Raw genomic sequence first — 22,663 nt, 5'->3', positions numbered from 1 at the left:
CTGATGAAATATAAGCGTTGGTGTCGTATCTTTCTAGCTGTAGTGGCGCTGTTCATCGGCCTGAATTTCCTTCTGTGGGAAGTGGTCACCGAAGATCTGCTGACCGATAAACATTACGCCGGCGGTGATCTGGCTCGCATGGGGTACCTCGCCCGCGTGAAAGTTCCGAGGACGAACCATGTTGATCTCCCGAAACGGCACCTCGAGGTTTCCGATTATGCAGGGCAGAAGATTGATGTCCTAACCATCGGGGACTCGTTCTCGCAGGGGGCTGCCGGTGGGCGAAACCGTTACTATCAGGACTACATGGCGTCCCTGAGCGGCGTGTCGGTCCTCAATGTCGGCCAATACCGCGGCATAGATTCCATAACCACCGTGTCCATCTGGTGCAACAACGGATATCTGGACCGGCTGAAGCCCCGGTATGTCCTCATCGAGGCGGCGGAAAAGTTCAGCTTCGACGAGTTCGCCCAGCCGATTGATTTCTCGAGGATACTTTCCGAGGAGCAACTCAAAGGTTACCGGGCAAAGGGAGGGGCTGGCCAGATGCCGGAGGTGAGCTTCATCAATACCGGCAATTTCAAGTTCATCCTGTACAATCTCCTCTATCCTATCTCCGATCACGCCTTCGTCGGCAAAGTCCATGTGAGGCACCTGAAGGGGGACCTGTTCACAACAGCAGAACCATCAACGCTTCTCTTTCTGAAGTACAAGAAGTTCGCCACAGCCGACCAGATCGAGGCGCTCAACCGGAACCTGAACACGTTGTCCGACAAGCTCGCCCAAAAGGGAATCCGGCTCTGTTTCATGCCTGTTGTGGACAAATACAATCTGTACAGCGAGTTCATCGTGGATAACCCCTATCCGACGAGTGATTTTTTTGAAAAGTTGCGTCCTCTTCCGAAGCGTTATATCTTTGTCGACACCAAGAAGGTCCTTCTCGACGAGGTGCGCAGAGGTGAAAAGGACGTTTTTTACGCTGACGACACCCATTGGAACTGGAAGGCGTCCGAGGCGATATTCTCCAGGCAGTTGTTCCGATGAGTTTGTGGAAGGTGCGCAATGATTGATGATTTGCTTAATTTTTTTAACAGCTTCAATGTGGTGAAAAATTATAAGCTGATAAATCAGCTCAAAAATGAAGTTGACACGCTCAAGTCGAGGCTGGACATTCCCCGGGAATTGCTTGACGGTTTTTATGCTGACAGAAATTCCCGCGAATACCGTGAGGTCTATGAGAAAGATGCGCCCCTTGTGACGGTGTGCATCGGCACGTACAATCGCGGCAAGTTACTGGTGGAGCGTTCTGTTCGGTCTGTTCTCGAACAGTCTTACGGCAACATAGAACTGATTGTGGTCGGTGATTGCTGTACCGACGACACACCCCGGCTTGTACAGGGAATAACGGATCCCCGTTTTCGTTTCATCAACCTGCCGGAACGGGGGAACTATCCGGAGAATCCCCTCCACCGATGGTGTGTTGCCGGCACGGTCCCGTTCAACTACGCACTTTCGCAGGCACGGGGCGACTTTATTACCCACCTCGACGACGATGACGAATTCGTCCCCGACCGGATTGAAAAGCTGGTCAAATTCATCCAGCGGGAGAAGGCCGATCTGGTTTGGCACCCCTTCTGGTATGAGCGCTCAAACGGGCGCTGGGCAATGAGAAAAGCCCAGGAATTTTCAGGAGGGAAGGTCACCACATCGTCTATTTTTTACCACCGGTGGTTTACCGCCGTCCCGTGGGATATTGAGGCCTACAGATATCAGGAACCTGGTGACTGGAACAGGCTCCGTAAGATCAAGTATCTCGGGGCGAGAGTCGCACGGTATCCGGAGCCGTTACTGAGGCATTATTGTGAACGGAATCAGGAATCTCTTTCATCAAGAACTATTCAAACTCGTAATACTAAATGAAAAAAGGAGTACGGTATGCATGTAAGAACAATTGTAAATAGAATTATTAGTCGTTATGGCTATGAAATAACAAAAATTGATAAATTTAAACAATACCTAATAGAAGAGTATAATCGCGATGACGACTTTTGTTTTATCCAGATAGGAGCGAATGATGGTGTCAGCTTTGACGAGTTGTACAGTTTCGTTACATCGCGAAAATGCAGAGGGGTTGTGGTTGAACCATTGAAAATTTACTTTGAAAAGTTGAAACAAAACTATTCAAGATATCCGGATATAATCCCGGTAAACTGTGCTGTTCATCAGAACAAAAAGAAGGCAGTCTTGCATTATGTCGATCCTGCAAAATTGGATTTATTGCCTGAGTGGGTGCAAGGAATAGGTTCTTTGGATCCGAATCATTATAAGCAATCAGGATTACCGTCTGATTACATCGTTTCTGAAGAAGTTGAATGTGTACATCTTATGGAACTAATAAGGGATAATAAGTTCGAACATGTTAATTTATTGCAAATAGATGTAGAAGGGTATGATGGGGAAGTAATTAAAATGATAGATTTTGATGTCATTCGACCTAAAATGATAAAGTACGAGCATCAAAGCTTGAAGAAGGAAGAACAGCAAGAAATTACGATTTTGCTTGAGTCACATGGGTATGAAGTGTTTATTCATGGAAACGACAGTATAGCTATAGATTCATCCAGAACTATGTCTTAAAACTGACAAAAAGGTTTTTGTTTTATGATAAGTAATCTTACATATACGTTGTTGCTATGCGTATATATGAGGAGTTGATTGATTATCAATATCCCTCGATAGGTTATACAGTCAACGATTGCAGGAGTGCTTGTGGCTATAAATGAACTTAATATTCCAGTATTTTTTGCATTTGATAATAATTATGTAATTCCTGCCGCTGTAGCGTTTCACTCGTTGTTGGCTAATGTTAATGTATCGTATAAATACCACTTTATTGTCTTACATGAAGATATATCTGAAGAGAATCGGGATCTTCTGGCGCAAGTGGTTTCACTCTTTAGCAATGCAAGTGTTGAATTCAGAGATATGGGCGAATCGTTTAAGAATGAGTGGGAAAATATTAAAGGGAAGGGGCATTATACTAAAGAATGTTTATATAAGCTTGTGCCAATGCTTGAATTTCCTCAGTATGACAAAATAATATGGTCTGACGTTGATGTTGTATTCAAGGATGATATATCTGATGTCTTCTTTATGTTAAGTGAAGAAAATTATATTGCCGGTGTTAGGGTGTGTGGAAAACTTGATAAATATTATGAAAATATGAATATGCCCGCGGAAATTAAATCCATCCTTAAAAACGGCATAGGAGCAGGGATTCTTGTCTATAATCTCAAAAAAATGAGAGAAGATAATATATATGACGATATTATGATTGCATTGCAGGGAATGAGTTCTATTGTTGTTCAGCCAGAGCAGGATATATTGAATATAGTCTTAAAAGACAAAATTGATTATATCCCGTTACGTTATTGCTTTTGCACATATATGTATAATTTGTTTAAAGACAGACATAAAATGAAATTGAAAGTAAAGGGTAATTTGTTTAATTACCTGTTTAAGGGATATAGAAAGAATCTTGGATTTGACACTATCTACAGCGAAAAAGAGTTGTTAGAAGCTTTTGAAAGCCCAGCTATTATCCATTACGCAACTTCGACTAAACCTTGGAATACATTGTTTACCAAGCGAAAATCCGATTGGCTTTATTGTTTGTTAAAAACTCCCTTCTGGAAGCGCTATATATTTCGCTACTGACGTAGGTGTGTAGAATGTGGCCTGGGGGTAACAATGTGAAAAAGCTTGTTGTCTGGGGAGCCTCGGGTCATGCGATGGTCGTGGCGGATATTGTCAGACTGCGGGGCGAGTATGATATTGTTGGGTTTCTGGACGATGTCACCGAAGGGAGAAATGGGGAAGAGTTCTTTGGTCTCCCGGTCTTCAGCGGCAGAGACTCACTCGCTATGCTCTGCGGGCAGGGGGTACGCCATGCGATCGTTGCCTTCGGGAATTGCCCTGCACGGCTCAAGGTGGCGGAATATCTCAGAGCACAGGGACTTGAGCTTGTGACGGCGGTGCACCCCTCTGCAGTTGTCGCCCGCGATGTGGTGATCGGAGAGGGAACGGTTGTTGCGGCTGGCGCTGTCATCAACCCTGGCGTTCACGTCGGGGCGAACGTCATCATCAACACTTCAGCCAGTGTGGATCATGAGTGCACAATCGAAGACGGTGCCCACATCTGCCCCGGCGTCCGCCTTGCAGGACGCGTGGCTGTGGGCGAGGGTGCCTGGATCGGCATAGGATCATCGATTATAGACAGGGTTCGTATCGGGGCAGGCTCGTTCATAGGCGCCGGTTCGGTTGTTGTGGGCGATATTCCGGACAACGCGCTTGCGTACGGTGTGCCGGCAAAAATCAGAAAAAGGATCGAATAATGAAACTGAAGACTTCTTGTGATGAGCTTGCTGTTATGGGAGGTTCTCCGGCCTTTTCGGATACTCTCCACGTGGGCCGGCCCAACATTGGAGACCGCTCTGAGTTTTTGGAAAGGGTCAACGGCATCCTTGACCGGCGCTGGCTCACCAATAACGGCATCTGCGTCCAGGAGTTCGAGCGGCGGCTTGAGGCGTTGCTGGGGGTCAAACACTGTATCGCCATGTGCAATGCAACGGTGGCTCTGGAAATTACCATCAGAGCCCTGGGGATGACGGGGGAAGTGATCGTTCCTTCATTTACGTTTGTCGCCACTCCCCATTCACTCCAGTGGCAGCAGATTACCCCCGTTTTCTGTGATATCGATCCAGAAACACACTCCATCGACCCGCGTCGGGTCGAGTCGCTCATTACCCCCCGCACGACAGGAATCATTGGTGTTCATCTGTGGGGGAAGCCGTGCAAGATCGAGGCGTTGGCTGAGATCGCCGGTAGGCGCAATCTGAGATTGCTCTTCGATGCGGCACATGCGTTCGGCTGCTCCCATAACGGACGCATGATAGGAAGTTTCGGCGATGCCGAGGTCTTCAGCTTTCACGCGACGAAATTCTTCAATACCTTCGAGGGGGGAGCGGTTGCCACCAACGACGATGACCTGGCCGCACGGATCAGACTGATGAAGAATTTCGGGTTTGCGGGCTACGATAACGTCGTCTATATCGGGACGAACGGCAAGATGTCTGAAATCTCGGCGGCAATGGGGCTCACATCGCTCGATCATTTGGAGGAAATCATTACCATCAATCGCCGAAACTATGCAGCTTATGCCAGTGGCCTTGCCAATGTGCAAGGCATTCGCCTCGTCCCCTATGAGGGGGCTGATCGCTACAACTACCAGTATGTGGTCCTTGAGGTAGATGAGCAGGCTGCGGGCATCCACCGCGACATGCTGCTGCAGGCGCTTCATGCCGAAAATATCATGGCTCGGCGATATTTCTATCCCGGCTGCCATCGTATGGAGCCGTACCGGTCATATTTCCCGAATGCCGGCATGCTGCTTCCTGAGACCGAACGACTTGCTGAGCGAGTATTGTCACTGCCGACGGGAACAGCCGTATCGGAAGAGGATATTGTCGATATCTGCTCAATTATTCGGCTTGTACTAAAGAATGGGGTTGAAGTGACTAACGCCTTGGCCAATGGTAAAAACACGTAACCCGGAACTCAATCCCATGCCGCTCCGTGTCCTCATCGTCAAAGTCTCCGCCCTCGGCGACGTCATCCACGCCCTGCCGGTCCTCGACTATCTCCACCAGGTATCGTCCGGCATTGAGATCGACTGGGTGGTGGAGGAAGGGAACCGGGATATCCTGGAGGGGCACCCGTTGCTGCGCCGGCTCCATGTTGTCCGCACCAAGGCATGGCGGCGCGATCCCCTGTCCGACACGACCCGCCGGGAAATCTCCGCCATCCGCCGGGAATTGCGCGAAGCCGACTACGACATCGCTTTCGACCTCCAGGGGAACGTCAAGAGCGGCATCATCACGTGGCTCTCCGGTGCCCGGCGCCGCTACGGCTTCGACCGCGAAGGGGTGAGGGAATCGCTCAATCTTCTCTTTACCACGAACCAGGTGCCCCTCCGCCGGCAGGACCATCACATTTCGCACCGCTCCCTCCGGGTAGTCAGTGTCCCCCTGGGTCGAGACTACACGGGGATGACCATCGGGCCCGACATTTTCACCTCTCCCGAGGACGATGCCGCTGCCGAAGCGCTCCTGGCAACCCTCGATGACGGCCTTGCCTTCCTTTTCCACAACGGCACCACCTGGACCACCAAGCTCTGGTACGAGGAAGGGTGGATCGGGCTGGGCAGAAAGGTCCTCGGCAGATACCCGGACTCAACCATTCTCCTCTCCTGGGGAAACGAACAGGAGAAAAATGCTGCCGAAACCATAGCCGCCGGCATCGGCCGAGGCGTGAGGGTTTTGCCGAAATTGAGTCTCAAGGGTTTCTGCGCCCTACTCAAAAAGGTCGATCTGGTGGTCGGAGGGGACACCGGGCCGATTCACATGGCCGCCGCAGTGGGGACTCCGACGGTTTCCTTCTACCGCTCCACTGACGGGAGACGCAACGGTCCCCTGGGCGACCAGCATGTGGTCATCCAGTCACCACTCGACTGCACGGCCTGTCTGCGCAAGTCGTGCGACAAGGATGCTCCCTGCCGCGCCAGCATCACTGCGGATGTTCTTATGTCAGGCATCGAAAAGCTCCTGACGCCCCCCTTTCCATCGGCCGGGTGATGTGTTACACTGCCTCCTCTTCAATAGCCCGATAAATCAGAAGGATAGCGCACCATGTCCACGGTTCTCGTCACCGGCGCCGCCGGCTTCATCGGATTTCACCTCTCCCAGAGACTCCTCGCTCGGGGCGACCGCGTGGTGGGTCTCGACAATCTCAACGACTACTACGATGTAAATCTGAAGCTGGACCGGCTTCGCCAGTTGGAGGGGCGGGAGGGGTTCCGTTTTATCCGGGCGAGCCTGGCTGACCGACCGGCCCTGGAAGAGCTCTTTAGCGGCGAGCGCTTCGACGCGGTGGTGAACCTAGCGGCCCAGGCCGGGGTCCGTTATTCCCTCAAGAATCCCCACGCCTACGTGGAGAGCAATCTGGTCGGCTTTATGAACATCCTGGAAGGGTGCCGCCACCACGGCGTGAAGCATCTGGTCTACGCCTCGTCCAGCTCCGTCTACGGGGCCAACACGGCCATGCCCTTTTCAGTCCACCACAACGTGGACCATCCGGTCTCCCTCTACGCGGCCACCAAGAAGGCCAACGAACTCATGGCCCACACCTATTCGAGCCTCTACGGACTTCCTACTACGGGATTGCGGTTCTTCACGGTTTACGGACCCTGGGGGCGGCCCGACATGGCGCTCTTCCTCTTTACCAAGGCTATCCTTGAGGGGCGTCCCATAGACGTCTACAACCACGGCAAAATGCAGCGGGACTTCACCTACATCGACGACATCGTCGAGGGGGTCATGCGGGTCATGGACCGGACCGCCGAGCCCAACCCATCCTGGAGCGGCGACCATCCCGACCCGGGCACCAGCTACGCCCCCTACCGGATCTACAACATCGGCAACAACAGCCCGGTGGAGCTCTTGACGTTCATCGAGACCATCGAGAAGTGCATCGGCAAGCCGGCGGAGAAGAACTTCCTCCCCATTCAGGCGGGGGACGTGCCGGCCACCTACGCCGACGTGGACGATCTGATGAACGATGTGGGTTTCAAACCGGCCACTCCCATCGGGGAAGGGATACGGCGGTTTGTTGAGTGGTATCGGGAGTATTACCATGTCTGAGGTCAGGAAAGGAGAAGGGATGACTGTTCTCGTTACTGGCGGTGCCGGGTACATCGGGAGCCATGTGGTCCGACAGCTTTCCGAGGCCGGCTATACCGTGGTTGTCTACGACAATCTCTCCACCGGCTTCGCCGACGCCTTGGTGCATGGCGAGCGGCTTGTTGTGGGTGAGCTGGCTGATTCTGACCGGCTTGATGCCCTCTTCGCAGAGCACGGGTTCAAGACGGTGCTCCATTTCGCAGCCTCCATCGTGGCGCCCGAGTCGGTGACCGATCCCCTCAAGTATTACAGCAATAATACCCGCAATACCCTCAATCTCCTCACGGCCTGCGTGAAGCATGGGGTCGAGCGGTTCATCTTCTCCAGTACCGCGGCGGTGTACGGCATGCCCGAGAACGGCATTGCTGCGGAAGAGAGTCCCACAGTCCCCATCAACCCCTATGGCACGTCGAAGCTCATGAGTGAATGGATGCTCCGCGACGTCTGTGCCGCCCATGGCATGCGCTCGGTGGCGCTACGCTACTTCAACGTGGCGGGGGCAGACCCCCAGGCCCGGATGGGACAGCGGACCCCGGAGGCGACCCACCTCATCAAGGTCTCCAGCCAGGCCGCCCTGGGGATGCGGGAGAAGGTCTCCATCTTCGGCACCGACTACGCCACCCCCGACGGCACCGGCATCCGCGACTACATCCACATTGAGGATCTTGCCTCAGCCCACCTGGCTGCCCTGGCGTATCTGGAAAGGGGCGGGGAGACGACGCGGATCAACGTCGGTTATGGCAAGGGGGCCAGCGTCCGTGAGGTGATCGAGATGGTGCGCCGGGTGTCAGGAGTCCATTTCCCGGCCGAGGAAGCTCCCCGGCGTCCCGGCGATCCGGCCATGCTGGTGGCAAAGGCGGACCGGGCCAGGACGGTCCTCGGCTGGACCCCGCACTATGACGATCTTGAAACCATTGTCGCCGATGCGTGGCGATGGGAAGCTAAACTCAACAAACGGTGATTCTATGATCAAGAGTATGACCGGCTACGGCAAGGCCGTGGTCGAAACGGAAACAGGGCGGACCACCGTCGAGATACGGTCGGTGAACCACCGCTACGGCGAGGTCTTCGTCAAGATGCCCCGCTCGTTCCTGGCCTTCGAGAATGACGTGCGCAAGGCCGTGGGGGACCGTCTGAAGCGGGGAAAGATCGAAGTCTTCGTGCAGCGTGAGGAGGGAGTTGGCGGTCAGAATCAGCCGCTGGTGAACCTTCCCCTGGCACGGGCCTACCGTGATGCGTTCGAGCGGATGCGGTCCGAACTTGGTCTGGCTGATCCGGTGACCCTGCCGCTCCTCCTCTCCCAGCGGGACGTCCTGGCTGCCCGGGAGGAGGGGGCCGATGAGGATATCCTCCGGGGCGAGCTTCTCCAGGCGGTTCGTGGCGCGGTGGAGGCCATGGAGGCCATGAGGATGCGCGAAGGCGAAGCGCTCCTGGCCGATCTCAGGGACCGCCGCCAGACCCTTGCGACGCTCATTGACCGGGTGGCCGAGCGTGCACCCGCCGTGGTCGCTGACTATGCCCAGAAGCTGCGGGAGCGGCTTGCGCAGCTTCTCGCCGATACGACCCTCGACGAAGCGCGGCTCGCCCAGGAGGTGGCGCTACTGGCCGACCGGTGCGATGTTACCGAGGAGTTGGTCCGTTTCCGGAGCCACCTGATCCAGTTCGACGAGACCCTTGCCCTTGCGGAGCCGGTGGGGCGCAAGCTGGATTTCCTCATGCAGGAGCTGAACCGCGAGGTCAATACCATCGGGTCCAAGGCCAATGACGCCGCCATGGCCGCCATCGTGGTTGAACTGAAGGCCGAACTGGAAAAGATCCGTGAACAGGTACAGAACATAGAATAGGGGCCACGGGCGGGGAACCAGGGACCAGGAAAGTGTCGTTGGATTTCACTGGTCCCCGGTCCCCGGTCCCTGGTCCCCGGGGTTACCATGAAACGCGAAGGGGTTCTCTACATCATCTCGGCGCCGTCGGGGGCGGGTAAGACTACGCTCTGCAAGGAAATAATTGACATCTTTCCGCACCTCCGGCATTCTGTCAGCTATACGACGCGGCAGCCCCGAGCCGGTGAAGTGCATGGAAAAGACTATTATTTTATTTCCATGGACGAGTTCCGGAGCATGGTCGATAAGGGTGAGTTTGCCGAGTGGGCCGAGGTTCACGGCAACTGTTACGGTACGTCCATTCGCACCCTTGAGGAGTGCCGCATCACGGGAATCGACCTGATTCTCGATATTGACATCCAGGGCGCGCGTCAGCTCAAGGAGCGTTACGAGGGCGGCGTCTACATATTCATTCTCCCCCCCAGCTACGAGGAACTCCGTCGTCGGCTCAACGGCCGTTCCTCCGACAGCGACGATGTCATTAGCCGGCGCATTGATGCCGCTGCCGGCGAGATTCGCGAATCCCGCTGGTACGACTACATTATAGTCAACGATCAGTTCAGCCGGGCAGTAGAAGAACTCAAATCGGTCGTGGTTGCAGAGCGGTGCCGGACGTTCCGGGTTCTTGAAACGGTGACCGAACGGTTCGACATGGGCTGAGACAGACCAGGAACCAACATCCCATAAGCACTGAGACACCGGCCGGCACAGATGCCGGTTTTTGAAAGGAGTAGCACAATGGCACGGGTAACAGTTGAAGATTGCCTTGAAAAAGTGGATAATCGCTTCCTGCTTGTCATGCTGGCGTCAAAGCGCGTCAAGCAACTCTACAAAGGAGCTTCGCCTCTCATCGACAACAAGGCAGCCAACAAGAACGTGGTGGTATCGCTTCGCGAAATCGCCTCGGGCAAGGTAGGGTACGAGCTGACTTCGCGCAAGGCAAAGTAGTAAGCCTGGCTACAGGGGCAGAAGCGTAATGCTTCCGCCCTTTTTTTGTCCTTTTTTCCATGATCAGACTCAACGATATCCTCGATAAGGTTGGTTCATACAACCCCGCGCCGGACCTGGACCTGGTGCGCAAGGCCTACGTATACTGCGCCAAGGTCCACCAGGGGCAGACCCGTCTTTCGGGCGAGCCCTATCTGGTTCACCCCATGGAGGTGGCGGGGCTTCTGGCCGACCTCCGGCTCGATGTCCCCACCGTGGTGACGGGGCTTCTCCATGACACCATCGAGGATACCCTGACCACCCGCGAGGAACTGGAAGGGCTGTTCGGTGCCGAGGTGGCCAACCTCGTGGACGGTGTCACCAAGATCAGCAAAATCCACTTCAAGACCAAGGAAGAGAGCCAGGCCGAGAACTTCCGCAAGATGCTCCTGGCCATGGCCAATGACATCCGGGTCATTCTAGTGAAGCTGGCCGACCGCCTCCACAACATGCGGACCCTCCAGTACCAGCCCGAGCCGAAGCAGCGCTCCATCGCCCGCGAAACCCTCGACATCTACGCACCTATCGCTAACCGTCTCGGTATTTCCTGGATCAAGAGCGAACTGGAGGATCTCTCCTTCCGGTACCTGGAGCCACAGATCTACTACGATCTCGCCTCCAAGGTGACCAAGAAGAAGAAGGAGCGGGAGAGCTATGTCGATGAGGTGCGGAAGATCATCGTCGACAAGCTTGTGGAGCACGACATCAAGGGGGAGGTCTTCGGCCGGAGCAAGCATCTCTACTCCATCTGGCGCAAGATGCAGAGCCGCAGTGTCGATATCGACCAGATCTACGACCTGATCGCCATTCGCGTCATGGTGAACGATATCCGCGAGTGCTATGAGGTGCTGGGTCTCATCCATTCCACCTGGAAGCCGATCCCCGGCCGCTTCAAGGACTACATCGCCATGCCCAAGGGGAACATGTACCAGTCGCTCCACACGACGGTCATCGGTCCCCACGGGGAGCGGATGGAGGTGCAGATCCGCACCTATGACATGCACGGGGTTGCGGAGGCGGGGATCGCGGCTCACTGGAAGTACAAGGAGGGGAAGGGGTACGACGAGAAGGAGGTGAAGCGCTTTGCCTGGCTGCGTCAGCTCCTTGAATGGCAGCAGGAGCTCCAGGACTCCCATGAGTTCATGAGCACCGTCAAGGTGGAGCTTTTTCCCGAGGAGGTCTACGTCTTCACGCCGAACGGCGATGTGAAGAGCTTTCCCAAGGGGTCGACCCCCATCGACTTCGCCTACACCATCCACACCGACCTGGGGCATCGCTGCGTCGGCGCCAAGGTGAACGGCAAGCTGGTCCCCCTCAAGTACGAGCTCAAGAACGGCGATATCGTCGAGGTTATCACCTCTCCCCACCACACCCCCAGCAAGGATTGGCTCAAGATCGTCAGGAGCTCCCGGGCGCGGAACAAGATCCGGGCCTGGATAAAGACCGAAGAGCGGGTCCGGAGCATCTCCCTTGGCAAGGAGATCATGGAGAAGGAATTCCGACGTTTCTCCTTGAACCTGGGCAAGCTCCAGAAGACGGGGGAGCTGAAGAGGGTGGCCACGGAATTCGGCTATGTAGGCGACGACGATCTCATGGCGGCCGTGGGATATGGAAAGCTCTCCTGCAACCAGGTGCTCGGCAAACTGCTGCCCGAGGAAAAGCTCGCCGAGAAGCAGGAACTGAAGGAATCGCGGATCGGCAAGGCCATCAGCAAGCTGACGGGAAAATCCACGAGCGCCATTCAGATAGGCGGCGTTGACGATGTGCTCGTTCGCTTCGGCAAGTGCTGCAATCCGGTCCCCGGTGACGAAATCGTCGGGTTCATCACCAGGGGACGGGGTGTGACCGTCCACACCGCCGACTGTCCCATTGCCCTGGAGAACGATCCGGAGCGGCGCATCGCCGTTGACTGGAACCGGGAGCGGAAGGCGGCCCTGCCGGTGAAGATCAAGGTCTCCTGTCACGACCAGAAGGGGATTCTGGCCAATATCACCCTGGCCATTACCAACTGTGAGGCGAACATATCGAGCGCCTCCATCCAGAGCACCGTGGACCGGCGAGGGGTGAACATTTTCGAGGTGGACGTCACGAGCCTTGAGCACCTGACCCGGGTCATGAACAACATCATGAAGGTAAGCGGCGTCACCCATGTGGAACGGATGAAGTCGTAGGAAGGAGCATGCGATGAAAGAGATTATTGCCACCGACAAGGCACCCAAGGCGATCGGGCCCTATTCTCAGGCAGTGAAGGCGGGGGGCTTCCTGTTCCTCTCGGGGCAGATACCGCTGGATCCTGCAACCGGAGAATTTGTGCCCGGTGGGATCAGGGAGCAGACCGACCGGGTCATGGACAATATTGCCGCGGTATTGGCCGAGGCCGGCCTCGGTTTTGACGCCGTCGTGAAGACGACCATCTTTCTGACCGATCTGGCCAATTTCGGGGTGGTCAACGAGGTGTATGGGAGCCGTTTTTCCGCAGAGCCGCCGGCACGTTCCACGGTGGAGGTGAAAGGTCTTCCTCGCGGCGCCCTGGTGGAAATCGAGGTGCTTGCCCTCTGCTGAGAGGTTTCCCCGGGAGAATAAGAAACGACAAAAGCCGCAGACGCGGATGCGCTGCGGCTGAGTCGTTTGTTGGGTGCGGAAACGTGCCCGAGGGGCAACGAGCCCCCCGGTTCTTAGATGGCCTTGGTGACGTGGCCGGAGCGGATGCAGCGGGTGCAGACCTTGATGGTCTGGACGCTACCGTTCCTGACGGCCTTCACCTTCTGCAGGTTCGGGTACCACGTGGTGCGGGTCTTGTTGTTGGCGTGGCTGACATTGTTACCGAAACTGGGACCTTTGCCGCAGATTTCACATTTTCTCGACATGGCTCTACTCCCTCTCGATGGTTTCTGAAGCTCTCTCTTATAGCAGACAGTAACCGGCTTTGCAAGTGAAATATTCTGGTAAGGTGGTGCAATGGCGCTCTTTTTTCGTGGCCTTTTCTCGCTTTTGGTGATCTTTCTGGTAGTGGCGACGGTCCTCTTCGTGGACTTCGCCTACAAGACCTTTTCCGTGCGGCAGCGTGACATCGCCACCGACGCCATCGTGGTCCTTGCCGGGGGACGGGGGAGAGTGGAAGAGGGGATACGGCTCTTCAGGGCGAAGAAGGGAAAGTACCTCTTTCTCATCGGGGTCGACCCCATGGTGCGGAAGCAGGAACTCTTCCAGGAGCGGAAGGGGGAAAGCCTCGCCGACCGGGTGGTCCTGGAAAATGCATCGCGGAACACTCTGGAAAATGCCCTTTATGGCAGGGAGATCATTGATCGAAAGGATATCCGCTCGATTAGTCTCATCACTTCCCGCTACCACATGAAACGGGCGACCCTCATCTTCAGGAGCACGCTTCCCCGGGACATAGCCATCTACCCCCATCCGGTCGATACGATCAATCTCAAGGAAGCGTGGTGGCGTGACCAGGGGAGTTTCCGGCTCCTCTTCAGCGAGTTCTACAAGTACTGCCTCTTCAGGTTCTTCTTTCTTTTCGCCTCTGGAGAACTGAGACCACCTGCGGGACCGTAGGGTCTGCGCTTGCTCCATGGGGGCAGCAATACGGGCGCAGCAAGCAGCGCCCCTCATTGTACCTATTCGGCTTTGTCTTCGATTCGCGGGAAAAGCGCCTCTGCCTTGGCAATCTGTGTTCCCGGAACCAGTTTGCCCCACGCCAGGTCTTCGTCCCTGAGTGCCTCCATGCAGCCCAGATAGCCGAGGGCTTTGGCCGCGGTGCGCGGCATGAAGGCAGACAAGAGCGTATGCACGATCCGCTGGGCCTCCAAGAGGGTGTACATGATGGTGCCGAGACGCTCCTTCTGGGCCGGATCCTTGGCCAGGGTCCAGGGGGCGCTCTCGTCGATGTATTTGTTTCCGGCGGAGATCACTTCCCAGATTGCCTGGAGGCCCTTACTGAAGGCCATTTCGTCCATGCATGACTCGAGTTGGCTGATCATCGCCTCGGTCCTGGCCCGGAAGGCGGCGTCCAGTTCGGTCATGGCTCCCGGCTGGGGGAGGGTGCCGCCGAAGTACTTGTTCACCATGGCGGTAGAGCGGCTGAGGAGGTTCCCCAGGTCGTTGGCCAGGTCCGAGTTGATCCGGTGGACGAGGGCCGCGTGGGAGAAGTCGCCGTCGAGGCCGAAGGGGACCTCCCGCAGGAGGAAGTAGCGGACCGCGTCGATGCCGTACTTGTCCACGAGCATGTTGGGCTCCACCACATTCTGGAGGCTCTTGCTCATCTTCTGCCCTTCGACGGTCCACCAGCCGTGGGCAAATACTTTCCTCGGCACCGGAAGTCCGGCGGCCATGAGGAAGGTGGGCCAGTAGACCGCGTGGAAGCGGAGGATATCCTTGCCGATGAGGTGGGCGTCCACGGGCCAGAATTTCCCGTAATTACCGGCCTGGTCGGGATAGCCGAGGGCTGTGATGTAGTTGGTGAGGGCGTCGAACCAGACGTAGATCACGTGCCGCTCGTTCCCCGGTACCGGAATCCCCCAGTTGAAGGAGGTGCGGGAAACCGAGAGATCCCGGAGCCCTTCCTTGACGAAAGAGATAATTTCGTTGCGCCGGCTCTTGGGCTGGATGAAGTCGGGGTTCGCTTCGATGTGGGCCAGGAGCTGCTCCTGGTACTTGCTCATCCGGAAGAAGTAGGACTCTTCCTTGAGCTTTTCCACGGGACGGTTGCAGTCGGGGCATTTGCCGTCGATGAGCTGGGTTTCGGTCCAGAAGGTTTCGCACGGGGTGCAGTACCAGTCCTCATACTCGCCGAGATAGATGTCCCCCTTGGCCATGACCTCCCGGAAGAGGTGGGTTACCCCCTTCTTGTGGCGCTCCTGGGTGGTGCGGATGAAGTCGTTGTAGCTGATGTCAAGTTTTTCCCAGAGGGCCTGGAAACGCTTCACCACCCGATCGGCCAGCTCCAGGGGGGTCTCGCCGGCGGCGTTGGCGGCCTTCTCCACCTTCTGGCCGTGCTCGTCGGTCCCGGTCAGGAAAAAGACATCATACCCCTTGAGCCGCTTGTAGCGGGCAAGGACATCGGCGGCGAGGGTCGTGTACGCATGGCCGATGTGCGGTACGTCATTTACGTAGTAGATGGGGGTCGTGACATAGAACGTTCGGCTCATTTCGGCTCCTTTTTATCCTTGTCCCTGCCTTTGCCGCCGCGTCGATCACGGTTGCCGCGTTCTCCGCGCTGCTGGTCCTGGTTCTTTTTAGTATCGCGCTCCCGGCGCTGCTCGCCGTCGTCTCCCGGTTTCTGCTCACGGTCCCGGGGTTTTTCCCGCCGCTGATTGTCGGAAGAGCTTTGCGGTTCCTTCTCCCTCTCCCTAGTGCCACCCTCCCGGCGTGGGGACTTGGGGCGCTCCGAGATGTCCTCGGGCTTGATGCTCTCCCCCTTGAGCTCTACAATCCGGTCGTCGTCGGTCTTGACGAAGACGGTCCCCTCGATGATGTTCTGCTTGATGACTTCCCCTTCGGTGCTGCCGCACTTCACAACTTTACCGCATTTGGGAAGGCATTTCTTGAGGGAGCAGTAGGTCTCGTACTCGTAGCCGAGACAGCAGAGGAGTCGGCCGCACTGTCCGGAGATTTTCGTGGGGTTGAGGGCCAGGTTCTGCTCCTTGGCCATTTTGACCGATACGGGCTCGAACTCGCGCAAAAACGACGAACAGCAGAGTTCTCGCCCGCAGATGCCGATGCCGCCTATCATCTTCGATTCGTCACGGACGCCGATCTGACGCATCTCGATGCGGGTGTGGAACTGATGGGCCAGATCCTTGACCAGTTCCCGGAAATCGACCCGCCCGTCGGCGGTGAAGTAGAAGATGGCCTTGCTCCCGTCAAAAAGGTATTCCACCTTGACGAGTTTCATCTCCATCCCCCGCTCCTTGATCTTGCGGAGGCAGAACGCGTGGGCTTCCTGCTCCCGGGCGTCGTTGCGGGCAGCCGAGGCGAGATCCGACGGTTCGGCGATCCGGATGGCGGTCTTGAGCCCTTCGGGTACATGGGCCTCTTCGTATTCCCGGGGGGGGGTGACGACGGTGGCGATGCTCCGCCCCCGCTCTGTCTCGACGATGATCTTGTCTCCCGGCTTGAGGTCGAGATCGCCCGCCCCGAAGTCGTAGAGTTTGCCGGCGGTGTGGAACTGGGCCTTCACAATCTTTACCAAGTTGTCCTCCGAAAAAAATACAAGCGGCGTTTACCCCGCCAGACGCATCAGGAGCACGTCGAGGGTGAGCCGCGGGTTGGCGTTGCGCATGAGGGCCTGGCGGGCCTCCATGGTGTTGCTTATTCGTTCGAGATTCTTTTCCCGCGACAGGCGCGCCGCCTCGCTTTCCAGAAATGGCATGATGTCGCGGTTGACCACGGCATCGCTCCCCCCCTGGATGAGGAGGATGTCGCGCAGAAGCGACGCGAGCACGTCCAACTGCTTCAGGGCCTGTTCGCGGTTGGCGGCCATCTCTTCGGCAGCGGCGAAGAGGGAGGCCGTGTCGCTGAGGGAGAGGGTCCTGAGCCGTTCCAGGAGCGCTTGCCGGTCCACCGTGTCCGCTTCCTCATCCCCAAGGGCTTTCCCCAGGCTTCCACCCGCAAGGGATGCGGCAAGGCGTGCTGCGGCCCGGTCCCGTCCGGCTGCCACCAGTCGCTCCTCGATGAGCTCCTCGGGAAGGGGCGCAAAGCGCAGGAGCTGGCAGCGGGAGCGGATCGTGGGAAGGACCCCGTCCAGGTTCGTGGTGAGGAGGATCATCAGGGCATTGCCCGGCGGTTCCTCCAGGGTCTTCAGGAGGGCGTTGCCTGCTGCCGGATTGAGCCGGTCCGCATCCCTGATGATGCATGCCTTGAGCGGCGCCTCGATGGGGCGAAGCACCAGTTCCCGCTGGAGTTCCCGGACCTGGTCTATCTTGATGAACGCCCCGTCGGGTTCCACCGGGTGGAGATCGGGGTGCTGCAGCGTCGCCATCTTCCGGCAGGAGGGGCAGGTGCCGCACCCATCATCCCGGCCGCAGAAGGCAGCCTCCACAAAAGCGAGAGCCGTGGTTCCCTTGCCGCATCCCCCGATTCCCTCGAACAGGTAGGCATGGGCCGTCTTGCCGGAGCGAAGCGCACGCCGCAGAACGTTGACGGGGGTATCCTGGCCAATGACGCGGGAGAAGGGCACCGCCTACCTCCTTGCAGGGGATGCGGGAAGGCGGGCAAGGATCGCCTCCGTCACGAGGGCCTCGGTCTCTTCGATGCCGCCACTGCCGTCCAGAACCACGAACCGCCCCGGTTCGGCAGCGGCGAGGGAGAGGAAGCCGTCCCTGATCCGCTCGTGGAAGAGGATGGACTCCTGCTCGAACCGCTCCTCCCGGGCCGCGCTGCTTGTGTTGATCCGGGCCATGGCCCGGGCGAGCCCCGTCTCCACGGAACAGTCCAGAAGGAGGGTCAGATCCGGTCTGATGCTGCCGGCGGCCAGGCTGTTGAGCTGGGCAATCAGTTCCCGGTCCAGCTTGCGGCCGAATCCCTGGTAGGCCATGGTGGAGTCGGTGAAGCGATCGCAGAGGACGATCTTCCCCGCTGCCAGGGCCGGTTCGATCACCTCCGCCACGTGCTGGGCCCGGGCCGCCGCGTAGAGGAGGAGTTCGGCCATGGGCACCATGGCGCTGTTGCGGGCGTCCAGAAGAATTGCCCTGATGGCGTCGGCGATGGGGCATCCTCCCGGTTCGCGGGTCACCACCACCCCGTGGCCGGCCCGGCTGAGCCGTTCGGCGACCAGTCGGACCTGGGTCGACTTGCCGCATCCCTCGATTCCTTCGAATGTGATGAAAAAACCCATGGGGGTTGCATTGCCCTTCCATTTTGTAAAAGCTGAATTATAGGGAAGTGGCAAGGGTAAATCAAGGCAAAAATCCCCGACAAGTCGCATAATTATTGATAAATACGGCGGATTCAGGTTATAGTGTTTGGTCATGGGAGAACGGGGCGTAGAGGACAAAAGCGCGGTTCAGGAGAGCGCGACTGAACTGGAGGCGGGCATCGGCTACCGCTTCGTCAATCGGCAGTTCCTGGCTGAGGCCCTTACCCATCGTTCCTGGGTGAACGAGCGCCGCGGCGAGGAGGGGATTCGAGACAACGAGCGCCTGGAATTTCTGGGTGATGCGGTGCTCGGGCTCCTGGTGGGAAAGATGCTTTTTGCCCGCTTTCCCCAGAGCCGCGAGGGGGTGCTGGCCCGGATGAAGGCGTCGCTCGTGGGGGAGGAAACTCTTGCGGCGCTGGCCTCGGCCCGCGGCCTTGGACGACATCTGCTCCTGGGGCGGGGCGAGGAGCGGAGCGGCGGGCGGGAGCGCCGGTCGCTTCTGGCCAATACCTACGAGGCCCTGCTAGCAGCAGTCTACCTGGATGGCGGCCTTGGCCCCGTCGAACGGATCGTGGAGCAGGACTTCTCTCCCCTGCTGGCCGGCATTGCTTCGGGGGCCACGGGGCGGGATTTCAAGACCGAGTTTCAGGAAATGGTTCAGACCCGATTCGGGACGGCGCCCACCTATGAGTTAATCGCTACGGACGGCCCTCCCCATGACCGGCGCTTCACGGTAATTGCCATGGTGGCCGGAAAACGGATGGGGGAGGGGGCTGGGAGGAGCAAGAAGGAGGCGGAGCAGGCGGCTGCCCGGCAGGTGCTCGCGCGGTTCGCTGCCGAAGGAGAAGGATGAAGCCGCTCATTGTCCCCTTTTTTATCTCCCACCAGGGATGTCCCCATCAGTGTGTCTTCTGCGACCAGGAGCGGATTTCCGGCCAGCGGCCCGGGCTTCCTGAGCCGGAGGAGATGATCGCCACCATCGACCGCCATGCCGCGTCCGGACGGGGGAGGCCTCTGGAAGTGGCCTTCTATGGCGGCACCTTCACGAGCCTCCCTCGGAGCGACCAGGAACGGCTCCTGGCGCCGCTGCAGCCCCTCATGGCAACGGGGAGCGTGGCCCGGGTGAGGCTTTCCACCCGGCCCGATGCGGTTGACGGTGAAACGGCGCGCTTTCTCGCGAGCCGTGGCGTGGCCACCGTGGAGTTGGGGGTCCAGTCCATGGATGATGCTGTTCTCACCGCGGCCGGCAGGGGGCATGGGGCGGCCCATGTGGAGCAGGCGTTCGCGTCCCTTTGCGGGGCCGGCATCGACGTCGGCGCCCAACTGATGCCGGGGCTTCCCGGCGATACCGCAGATTCGACCCTTGAATCCCTCGAACGGGTCCTTGCCCTGTCTCCGGCCTTTATGCGCATCTATCCCACGTTGGTTGTGGAGGGGACCCGGTTGGCGGAACTCTGGCGCTCCGGGGACTACACCCCCCTGGCCCTCGACGATGCCGTCTCCCTCTGCGCGGCCATGCTCCGCCGGTGTATCTCTGCCGGCGTGCCGGTGATCCGGATTGGTCTCCAGCCCACGGAGGAACTGGAGCGGCCCGGGACGGTCCTGGCTGGTCCGTGGCATCCGGCATTTCGGCAGCTTGCGGAAAGCGAACTCTTTTTCGATCTTCTCCAGCGACTGACAGCGGGGATTCCCGCCGGTTCCGATCTGGTGGTTGTCTGCGCGCCCCGGCGGTTGTCCGACGTGGCGGGGCAGCACCGCCGTAATCTCGTCCGTCTCAGGGAGCGGTCCGGCGTGGCGGTGACGCGGGTCACCGGCAGTTCGCACCTCTCCCCCTACGATCTCGAAGTTGTTTATGCCGGCGGAACCATTGCCGGCAACGTGCTGGATTGACCTGCACGTTTCACGAAAGGAGTTGCACTTTGTCAGATAACCCGTTCCGATCCGGATTCGTGTCCATCATCGGGCGCCCCAACGTAGGGAAATCGACTCTGCTGAACCGGATTCTCGGCGAAAAGATTGTTATTACCTCGGACAAGCCCCAGACGACCCGTAACCGGATACAGGGGATCCACAACGTCCCCGGCGCCCAGATCGTTTTCATCGACACGCCGGGAATCCACCAGGCCCGCTCGCGGCTCAACAAGTACATGGTGGAGGTGGCCCTGTCCGCCATCCGGGAGGTGGACCTGGTCCTCTTCCTTGTTGAGGCTAATCAGAAGCCGGGGGAGCAGGAGCAGGAGATCATCGACGTTCTTGCCGGGGCCACGGCGCCGGTCTTCCTTGTCATCAACAAGGTGGACCTGACGGAGAAGGGGGCGGTGCTGGAGCGGATCGCCGCCTACAAGGACCGCTATCCATTCCGGGAGATCGTGCCCATTTCGGCCGGCACCGGCGACGGTGTCGACCATCTGGTGGAACTGGTTCGCAAGGCCCTCCCCCAGGGACCGGTCTACTTTCCCGACGACATCCTGACCGACGTGCCGGAGCGCTTCATTGCCGCGGAGATCATCCGGGAGAAGGTCTTTCGCATGACCCGCGACGAGGTCCCCTACGCCACCGCCGTGGAGGTGGACAGCTTCAAGGAGCGGGAGGACGGAGGCCTCGTCTCCATTGCCGCCACCATCACCGTGGAACGGGATTCCCAGAAGGGGATCATCATCGGCAAAAAGGGGGCGATGCTGAAAAAGATCGGCTCGGCAGCCCGGGTCGAGATCGAGAAACTACTCAATACGAAAGTTTTCCTGGAACTCTTCGTCCGGGTCCGCAAGGACTGGAGCGAAGACGAGCGGATGCTGAAGGAGCTTGGATACACATGATGCCACTCGTTGCCATAGTGGGTCGCCCCAACGTGGGGAAATCGACCCTGTTCAACCGTCTCGTGGGGCGCCGCAAGGCCATTGTCGACGACATGCCCGGCGTCACCCGGGACCGGAACTACGAAACCGTCACCCGCTTCGAGGCGCCGTTCATTCTCATCGACACCGGCGGCTTCGAGCCGGTGAGCGAAGACCGGCTCCTGCAGCAGATGAGGGAGCAGTCCCAGCTCGCCATGGAGGAGGCGGACGTCATCATCTTCCTCATGGATGGCCGGGCCGGGCTCACCCCATCCGACGTGGAGGTGGTGGAGATGCTCCGTCGGGTGAAAAAGCCCGTTTTCTTCGTGGTCAACAAGGTGGACGGCGAAAAGATCGAGAACGAGGCGGCCGATTTCTACACCCTGGGGATCGGCACCCTTCACACCATCTCCGCCGAGCACAACCGGGGGGTGAACGACCTCATGGAGGAGGTGGTGGCGGCCCTTCCCAAAAGCTCGACCCGCCTTGATGACGAGGATATCACCCGGATCGCCGTGGTGGGGCGCCCCAACGTGGGGAAGTCGTCCCTGGTGAACCGGCTCCTCGGTTTCGAGCGGGTGGTGGCCAACCCCACCCCCGGCACCACCCGGGATTCCGTCGATACTCTCTTCGCCTGCAACAAGAAGCGCTACCTCCTCATCGACACGGCCGGCATCCGGCGCAAAGGTAAGACCACCCAGAAGCTGGAGAAGTACAGCGTGGTGGACAGCCTGCGGAGTATCGAGCGGGCCGACGTGGTGCTCATCATCATCAATGCCGAGGAAGGGGTGACGGAACAGGACGAGCGGATCGCCGGCTACGCCTTTGAGGCGGGCAAGGCCTGCATCTTCGTGGTCAACAAGTGGGATACCCTGGCCAAGGACAACAGCACCCTTGGGAAATTCGTCGACCAGATCAAGACGGAATTCAAGTATCTCTCATTCGCGCCGATAGTATTTGTATCAGCCAAGAGTGGCCAGCGGATCAACCGGGTCATGGAGGAGGTGGAGCGGGTCATGGCCCAGTATTCCAAGCGGGTAAGCACCTCCGACCTGAACCGGGTCTTCTCCGAGGCGGTGGAGAAACACCACGCCCCCCTTTCCCACGGGCGGCGGGTGAAGTTCTACTTCGCCACTCAGGTGGGGACGAAGCCGCCGACATTCGTACTGTTCACCAATCAGCCGGAGGGGGTGCATTTTTCCTACGAGCGGTACCTCATGAACAAGTTCCGCGAGGCGTTCGATTTCACCGGCAGCCCGCTCAAGATCATCTTCCGGGGCAGGGATCGCCGGGAGTAAACGT

At 58.0% G+C, this 22,663-nt stretch carries 24 protein-coding genes; 19 read left to right on the top strand and 5 right to left on the bottom strand.

Translation table 11 applies throughout. The annotated features are described in order from the left end of the window. Nucleotides 1-3: 3 nt before the first annotated feature. The 14 genes from GMET_RS11780 to GMET_RS11715 all read left to right on the top strand — a co-directional run bounded on the left by GMET_RS11780 (nucleotide 4) and on the right by GMET_RS11715 (nucleotide 13,228). Nucleotides 4-1,044: an alginate O-acetyltransferase AlgX-related protein gene (locus tag GMET_RS11780; protein ID WP_004513283.1), complete on the top strand. Its 1,041-nt coding sequence runs from the start codon at nucleotides 4-6 to the stop codon at nucleotides 1,042-1,044. 18 nt (nucleotides 1,045-1,062) lie between these two features. Then, nucleotides 1,063-1,920, top strand: a complete 858-nt coding sequence (locus tag GMET_RS11775) for a glycosyltransferase family 2 protein (protein ID WP_004513284.1) — start codon at nucleotides 1,063-1,065, stop codon at nucleotides 1,918-1,920. Between the two features lie 15 nt (nucleotides 1,921-1,935). After that, nucleotides 1,936-2,637, top strand: coding sequence for an FkbM family methyltransferase (locus GMET_RS11770; RefSeq protein ID WP_004513285.1), 702 nt, complete (start codon nucleotides 1,936-1,938; stop codon nucleotides 2,635-2,637). A gap of 132 nt (nucleotides 2,638-2,769) precedes the next feature. Next, nucleotides 2,770-3,717, top strand: a complete 948-nt coding sequence (locus GMET_RS11765) for a glycosyltransferase family 8 protein (protein WP_004513286.1) — start codon at nucleotides 2,770-2,772, stop codon at nucleotides 3,715-3,717. Nucleotides 3,718-3,752: 35 nt separating this feature from the next. Beyond that, entirely contained in the window at nucleotides 3,753-4,394 is a 642-nt protein-coding gene (locus tag GMET_RS11760; protein WP_238378920.1) for an acetyltransferase, read from the top strand. Next, entirely contained in the window at nucleotides 4,394-5,608 is a 1,215-nt protein-coding gene (locus GMET_RS11755) for a DegT/DnrJ/EryC1/StrS family aminotransferase (RefSeq protein ID WP_004513288.1), read from the top strand. The genes GMET_RS11760 and GMET_RS11755 overlap by 1 nt, the downstream gene beginning before the upstream one ends. Before the next feature lie 16 nt (nucleotides 5,609-5,624). Then, complete coding sequence (gene waaC, locus GMET_RS11750) at nucleotides 5,625-6,692, top strand: lipopolysaccharide heptosyltransferase I (protein ID WP_004513289.1); 1,068 nt, start codon at nucleotides 5,625-5,627, stop codon at nucleotides 6,690-6,692. 54 nt (nucleotides 6,693-6,746) lie between these two features. Then, complete coding sequence (locus tag GMET_RS11745; RefSeq protein WP_004513290.1) at nucleotides 6,747-7,757, top strand: NAD-dependent epimerase; 1,011 nt, start codon at nucleotides 6,747-6,749, stop codon at nucleotides 7,755-7,757. A 19-nt stretch (nucleotides 7,758-7,776) separates the two neighbouring features. Beyond that, nucleotides 7,777-8,757 carry a UDP-glucose 4-epimerase GalE gene (gene galE, locus GMET_RS11740; protein ID WP_004513291.1) on the top strand — a complete coding sequence of 327 codons (981 nt, stop codon included), beginning with the start codon at nucleotides 7,777-7,779 and terminating at the stop codon, nucleotides 8,755-8,757. A gap of 4 nt (nucleotides 8,758-8,761) precedes the next feature. Further along, nucleotides 8,762-9,640, top strand: coding sequence for a YicC/YloC family endoribonuclease (locus tag GMET_RS11735; protein WP_004513292.1), 879 nt, complete (start codon nucleotides 8,762-8,764; stop codon nucleotides 9,638-9,640). Between the two features lie 87 nt (nucleotides 9,641-9,727). Then, entirely contained in the window at nucleotides 9,728-10,339 is a 612-nt protein-coding gene (gmk, locus tag GMET_RS11730; RefSeq protein WP_004513293.1) for a guanylate kinase, read from the top strand. 78 nt (nucleotides 10,340-10,417) lie between these two features. Then, on the top strand, nucleotides 10,418-10,627 hold the full coding sequence (gene rpoZ / locus GMET_RS11725; protein ID WP_004513294.1) for a DNA-directed RNA polymerase subunit omega: 210 nt from the start codon (nucleotides 10,418-10,420) through the stop codon (nucleotides 10,625-10,627). Between the two features lie 59 nt (nucleotides 10,628-10,686). Next, a complete protein-coding gene (locus GMET_RS11720) occupies nucleotides 10,687-12,837 on the top strand; it encodes a RelA/SpoT family protein (RefSeq protein WP_004513295.1) in 2,151 nt (716 codons plus the stop codon). A gap of 13 nt (nucleotides 12,838-12,850) precedes the next feature. Then, nucleotides 12,851-13,228: a RidA family protein gene (locus tag GMET_RS11715; protein ID WP_004513296.1), complete on the top strand. Its 378-nt coding sequence runs from the start codon at nucleotides 12,851-12,853 to the stop codon at nucleotides 13,226-13,228. A 113-nt stretch (nucleotides 13,229-13,341) separates the two neighbouring features. Here the strand turns inward: GMET_RS11715 and rpmB are convergent, their stop codons facing one another. Next, nucleotides 13,342-13,533 (bottom strand): 50S ribosomal protein L28, encoded by a 192-nt coding sequence (rpmB, locus tag GMET_RS11710; protein ID WP_004513297.1) that lies wholly within the window; start codon nucleotides 13,531-13,533, stop codon nucleotides 13,342-13,344. A gap of 91 nt (nucleotides 13,534-13,624) precedes the next feature. Between rpmB and GMET_RS11705 the strand changes: the two genes are divergently transcribed. Then, a complete protein-coding gene (locus GMET_RS11705) occupies nucleotides 13,625-14,227 on the top strand; it encodes a YdcF family protein (RefSeq protein WP_004513298.1) in 603 nt (200 codons plus the stop codon). Nucleotides 14,228-14,289: 62 nt separating this feature from the next. Here the strand turns inward: GMET_RS11705 and metG are convergent, their stop codons facing one another. From metG to tmk, 4 genes are read right to left on the bottom strand one after another with little or no spacing between them, the layout of a single operon-like run. After that, nucleotides 14,290-15,819 carry a methionine--tRNA ligase gene (metG, locus tag GMET_RS11700; protein ID WP_004513299.1) on the bottom strand — a complete coding sequence of 510 codons (1,530 nt, stop codon included), beginning with the start codon at nucleotides 15,817-15,819 and terminating at the stop codon, nucleotides 14,290-14,292. Next, nucleotides 15,816-16,862: a PSP1 domain-containing protein gene (gene ricT / locus GMET_RS11695; protein ID WP_004513300.1), complete on the bottom strand. Its 1,047-nt coding sequence runs from the start codon at nucleotides 16,860-16,862 to the stop codon at nucleotides 15,816-15,818. The genes metG and ricT overlap by 4 nt, the downstream gene beginning before the upstream one ends. A 30-nt stretch (nucleotides 16,863-16,892) precedes the next feature. After that, nucleotides 16,893-17,849 carry a DNA polymerase III subunit delta' gene (holB, locus tag GMET_RS11690; RefSeq protein WP_004513301.1) on the bottom strand — a complete coding sequence of 319 codons (957 nt, stop codon included), beginning with the start codon at nucleotides 17,847-17,849 and terminating at the stop codon, nucleotides 16,893-16,895. A gap of 3 nt (nucleotides 17,850-17,852) precedes the next feature. Beyond that, nucleotides 17,853-18,506: a dTMP kinase gene (gene tmk / locus GMET_RS11685; protein WP_004513302.1), complete on the bottom strand. Its 654-nt coding sequence runs from the start codon at nucleotides 18,504-18,506 to the stop codon at nucleotides 17,853-17,855. Between the two features lie 133 nt (nucleotides 18,507-18,639). Here tmk and rnc point away from each other — a divergent pair, with 133 nt between their 5' ends. The 4 genes from rnc to der are packed head-to-tail and all read left to right on the top strand — an operon-like array spanning nucleotide 18,640 to nucleotide 22,659. Beyond that, entirely contained in the window at nucleotides 18,640-19,380 is a 741-nt protein-coding gene (rnc, locus tag GMET_RS11680; protein WP_004513303.1) for a ribonuclease III, read from the top strand. Beyond that, nucleotides 19,377-20,417, top strand: a complete 1,041-nt coding sequence (locus tag GMET_RS11675; RefSeq protein WP_004513304.1) for an elongator complex protein 3 — start codon at nucleotides 19,377-19,379, stop codon at nucleotides 20,415-20,417. Before rnc ends, GMET_RS11675 begins: the two co-directional genes overlap by 4 nt. A 29-nt stretch (nucleotides 20,418-20,446) precedes the next feature. After that, on the top strand, nucleotides 20,447-21,343 hold the full coding sequence (gene era, locus GMET_RS11670) for a GTPase Era (protein WP_004513305.1): 897 nt from the start codon (nucleotides 20,447-20,449) through the stop codon (nucleotides 21,341-21,343). After that, entirely contained in the window at nucleotides 21,340-22,659 is a 1,320-nt protein-coding gene (gene der, locus GMET_RS11665) for a ribosome biogenesis GTPase Der (protein ID WP_004513306.1), read from the top strand. Before era ends, der begins: the two co-directional genes overlap by 4 nt. Nucleotides 22,660-22,663: the final 4 nt, after the last annotated feature.

Source organism: Geobacter metallireducens GS-15, from assembly GCF_000012925.1.
Taxonomy (GTDB): domain Bacteria; phylum Desulfobacterota; class Desulfuromonadia; order Geobacterales; family Geobacteraceae; genus Geobacter; species Geobacter metallireducens.
This window is presented reverse-complemented; position numbering and strand designations above follow the sequence as displayed.

Coding starts and splice junctions, on each gene's coding strand:
- der (WP_004513306.1), top strand. CDS start 21,340: ATGATGCCACTCGTTGCCATAGTGGGTCGCCCCAACGTGGGGAAATCG.
- GMET_RS11770 (WP_004513285.1), top strand. CDS start 1,936: ATGCATGTAAGAACAATTGTAAATAGAATTATTAGTCGTTATGGCTAT.
- rpmB (WP_004513297.1), bottom strand. CDS start 13,533: ATGTCGAGAAAATGTGAAATCTGCGGCAAAGGTCCCAGTTTCGGTAAC.
- GMET_RS11720 (WP_004513295.1), top strand. CDS start 10,687: ATGATCAGACTCAACGATATCCTCGATAAGGTTGGTTCATACAACCCC.
- waaC (WP_004513289.1), top strand. CDS start 5,625: ATGCCGCTCCGTGTCCTCATCGTCAAAGTCTCCGCCCTCGGCGACGTC.
- gmk (WP_004513293.1), top strand. CDS start 9,728: ATGAAACGCGAAGGGGTTCTCTACATCATCTCGGCGCCGTCGGGGGCG.
- galE (WP_004513291.1), top strand. CDS start 7,777: ATGACTGTTCTCGTTACTGGCGGTGCCGGGTACATCGGGAGCCATGTG.
- GMET_RS11715 (WP_004513296.1), top strand. CDS start 12,851: ATGAAAGAGATTATTGCCACCGACAAGGCACCCAAGGCGATCGGGCCC.
- GMET_RS11675 (WP_004513304.1), top strand. CDS start 19,377: ATGAAGCCGCTCATTGTCCCCTTTTTTATCTCCCACCAGGGATGTCCC.
- rnc (WP_004513303.1), top strand. CDS start 18,640: ATGGGAGAACGGGGCGTAGAGGACAAAAGCGCGGTTCAGGAGAGCGCG.
- tmk (WP_004513302.1), bottom strand. CDS start 18,506: ATGGGTTTTTTCATCACATTCGAAGGAATCGAGGGATGCGGCAAGTCG.
- GMET_RS11705 (WP_004513298.1), top strand. CDS start 13,625: ATGGCGCTCTTTTTTCGTGGCCTTTTCTCGCTTTTGGTGATCTTTCTG.
- GMET_RS11755 (WP_004513288.1), top strand. CDS start 4,394: ATGAAACTGAAGACTTCTTGTGATGAGCTTGCTGTTATGGGAGGTTCT.
- rpoZ (WP_004513294.1), top strand. CDS start 10,418: ATGGCACGGGTAACAGTTGAAGATTGCCTTGAAAAAGTGGATAATCGC.
- GMET_RS11745 (WP_004513290.1), top strand. CDS start 6,747: ATGTCCACGGTTCTCGTCACCGGCGCCGCCGGCTTCATCGGATTTCAC.
- GMET_RS11735 (WP_004513292.1), top strand. CDS start 8,762: ATGATCAAGAGTATGACCGGCTACGGCAAGGCCGTGGTCGAAACGGAA.
- GMET_RS11775 (WP_004513284.1), top strand. CDS start 1,063: ATGATTGATGATTTGCTTAATTTTTTTAACAGCTTCAATGTGGTGAAA.
- metG (WP_004513299.1), bottom strand. CDS start 15,819: ATGAGCCGAACGTTCTATGTCACGACCCCCATCTACTACGTAAATGAC.
- GMET_RS11780 (WP_004513283.1), top strand. CDS start 4: ATGAAATATAAGCGTTGGTGTCGTATCTTTCTAGCTGTAGTGGCGCTG.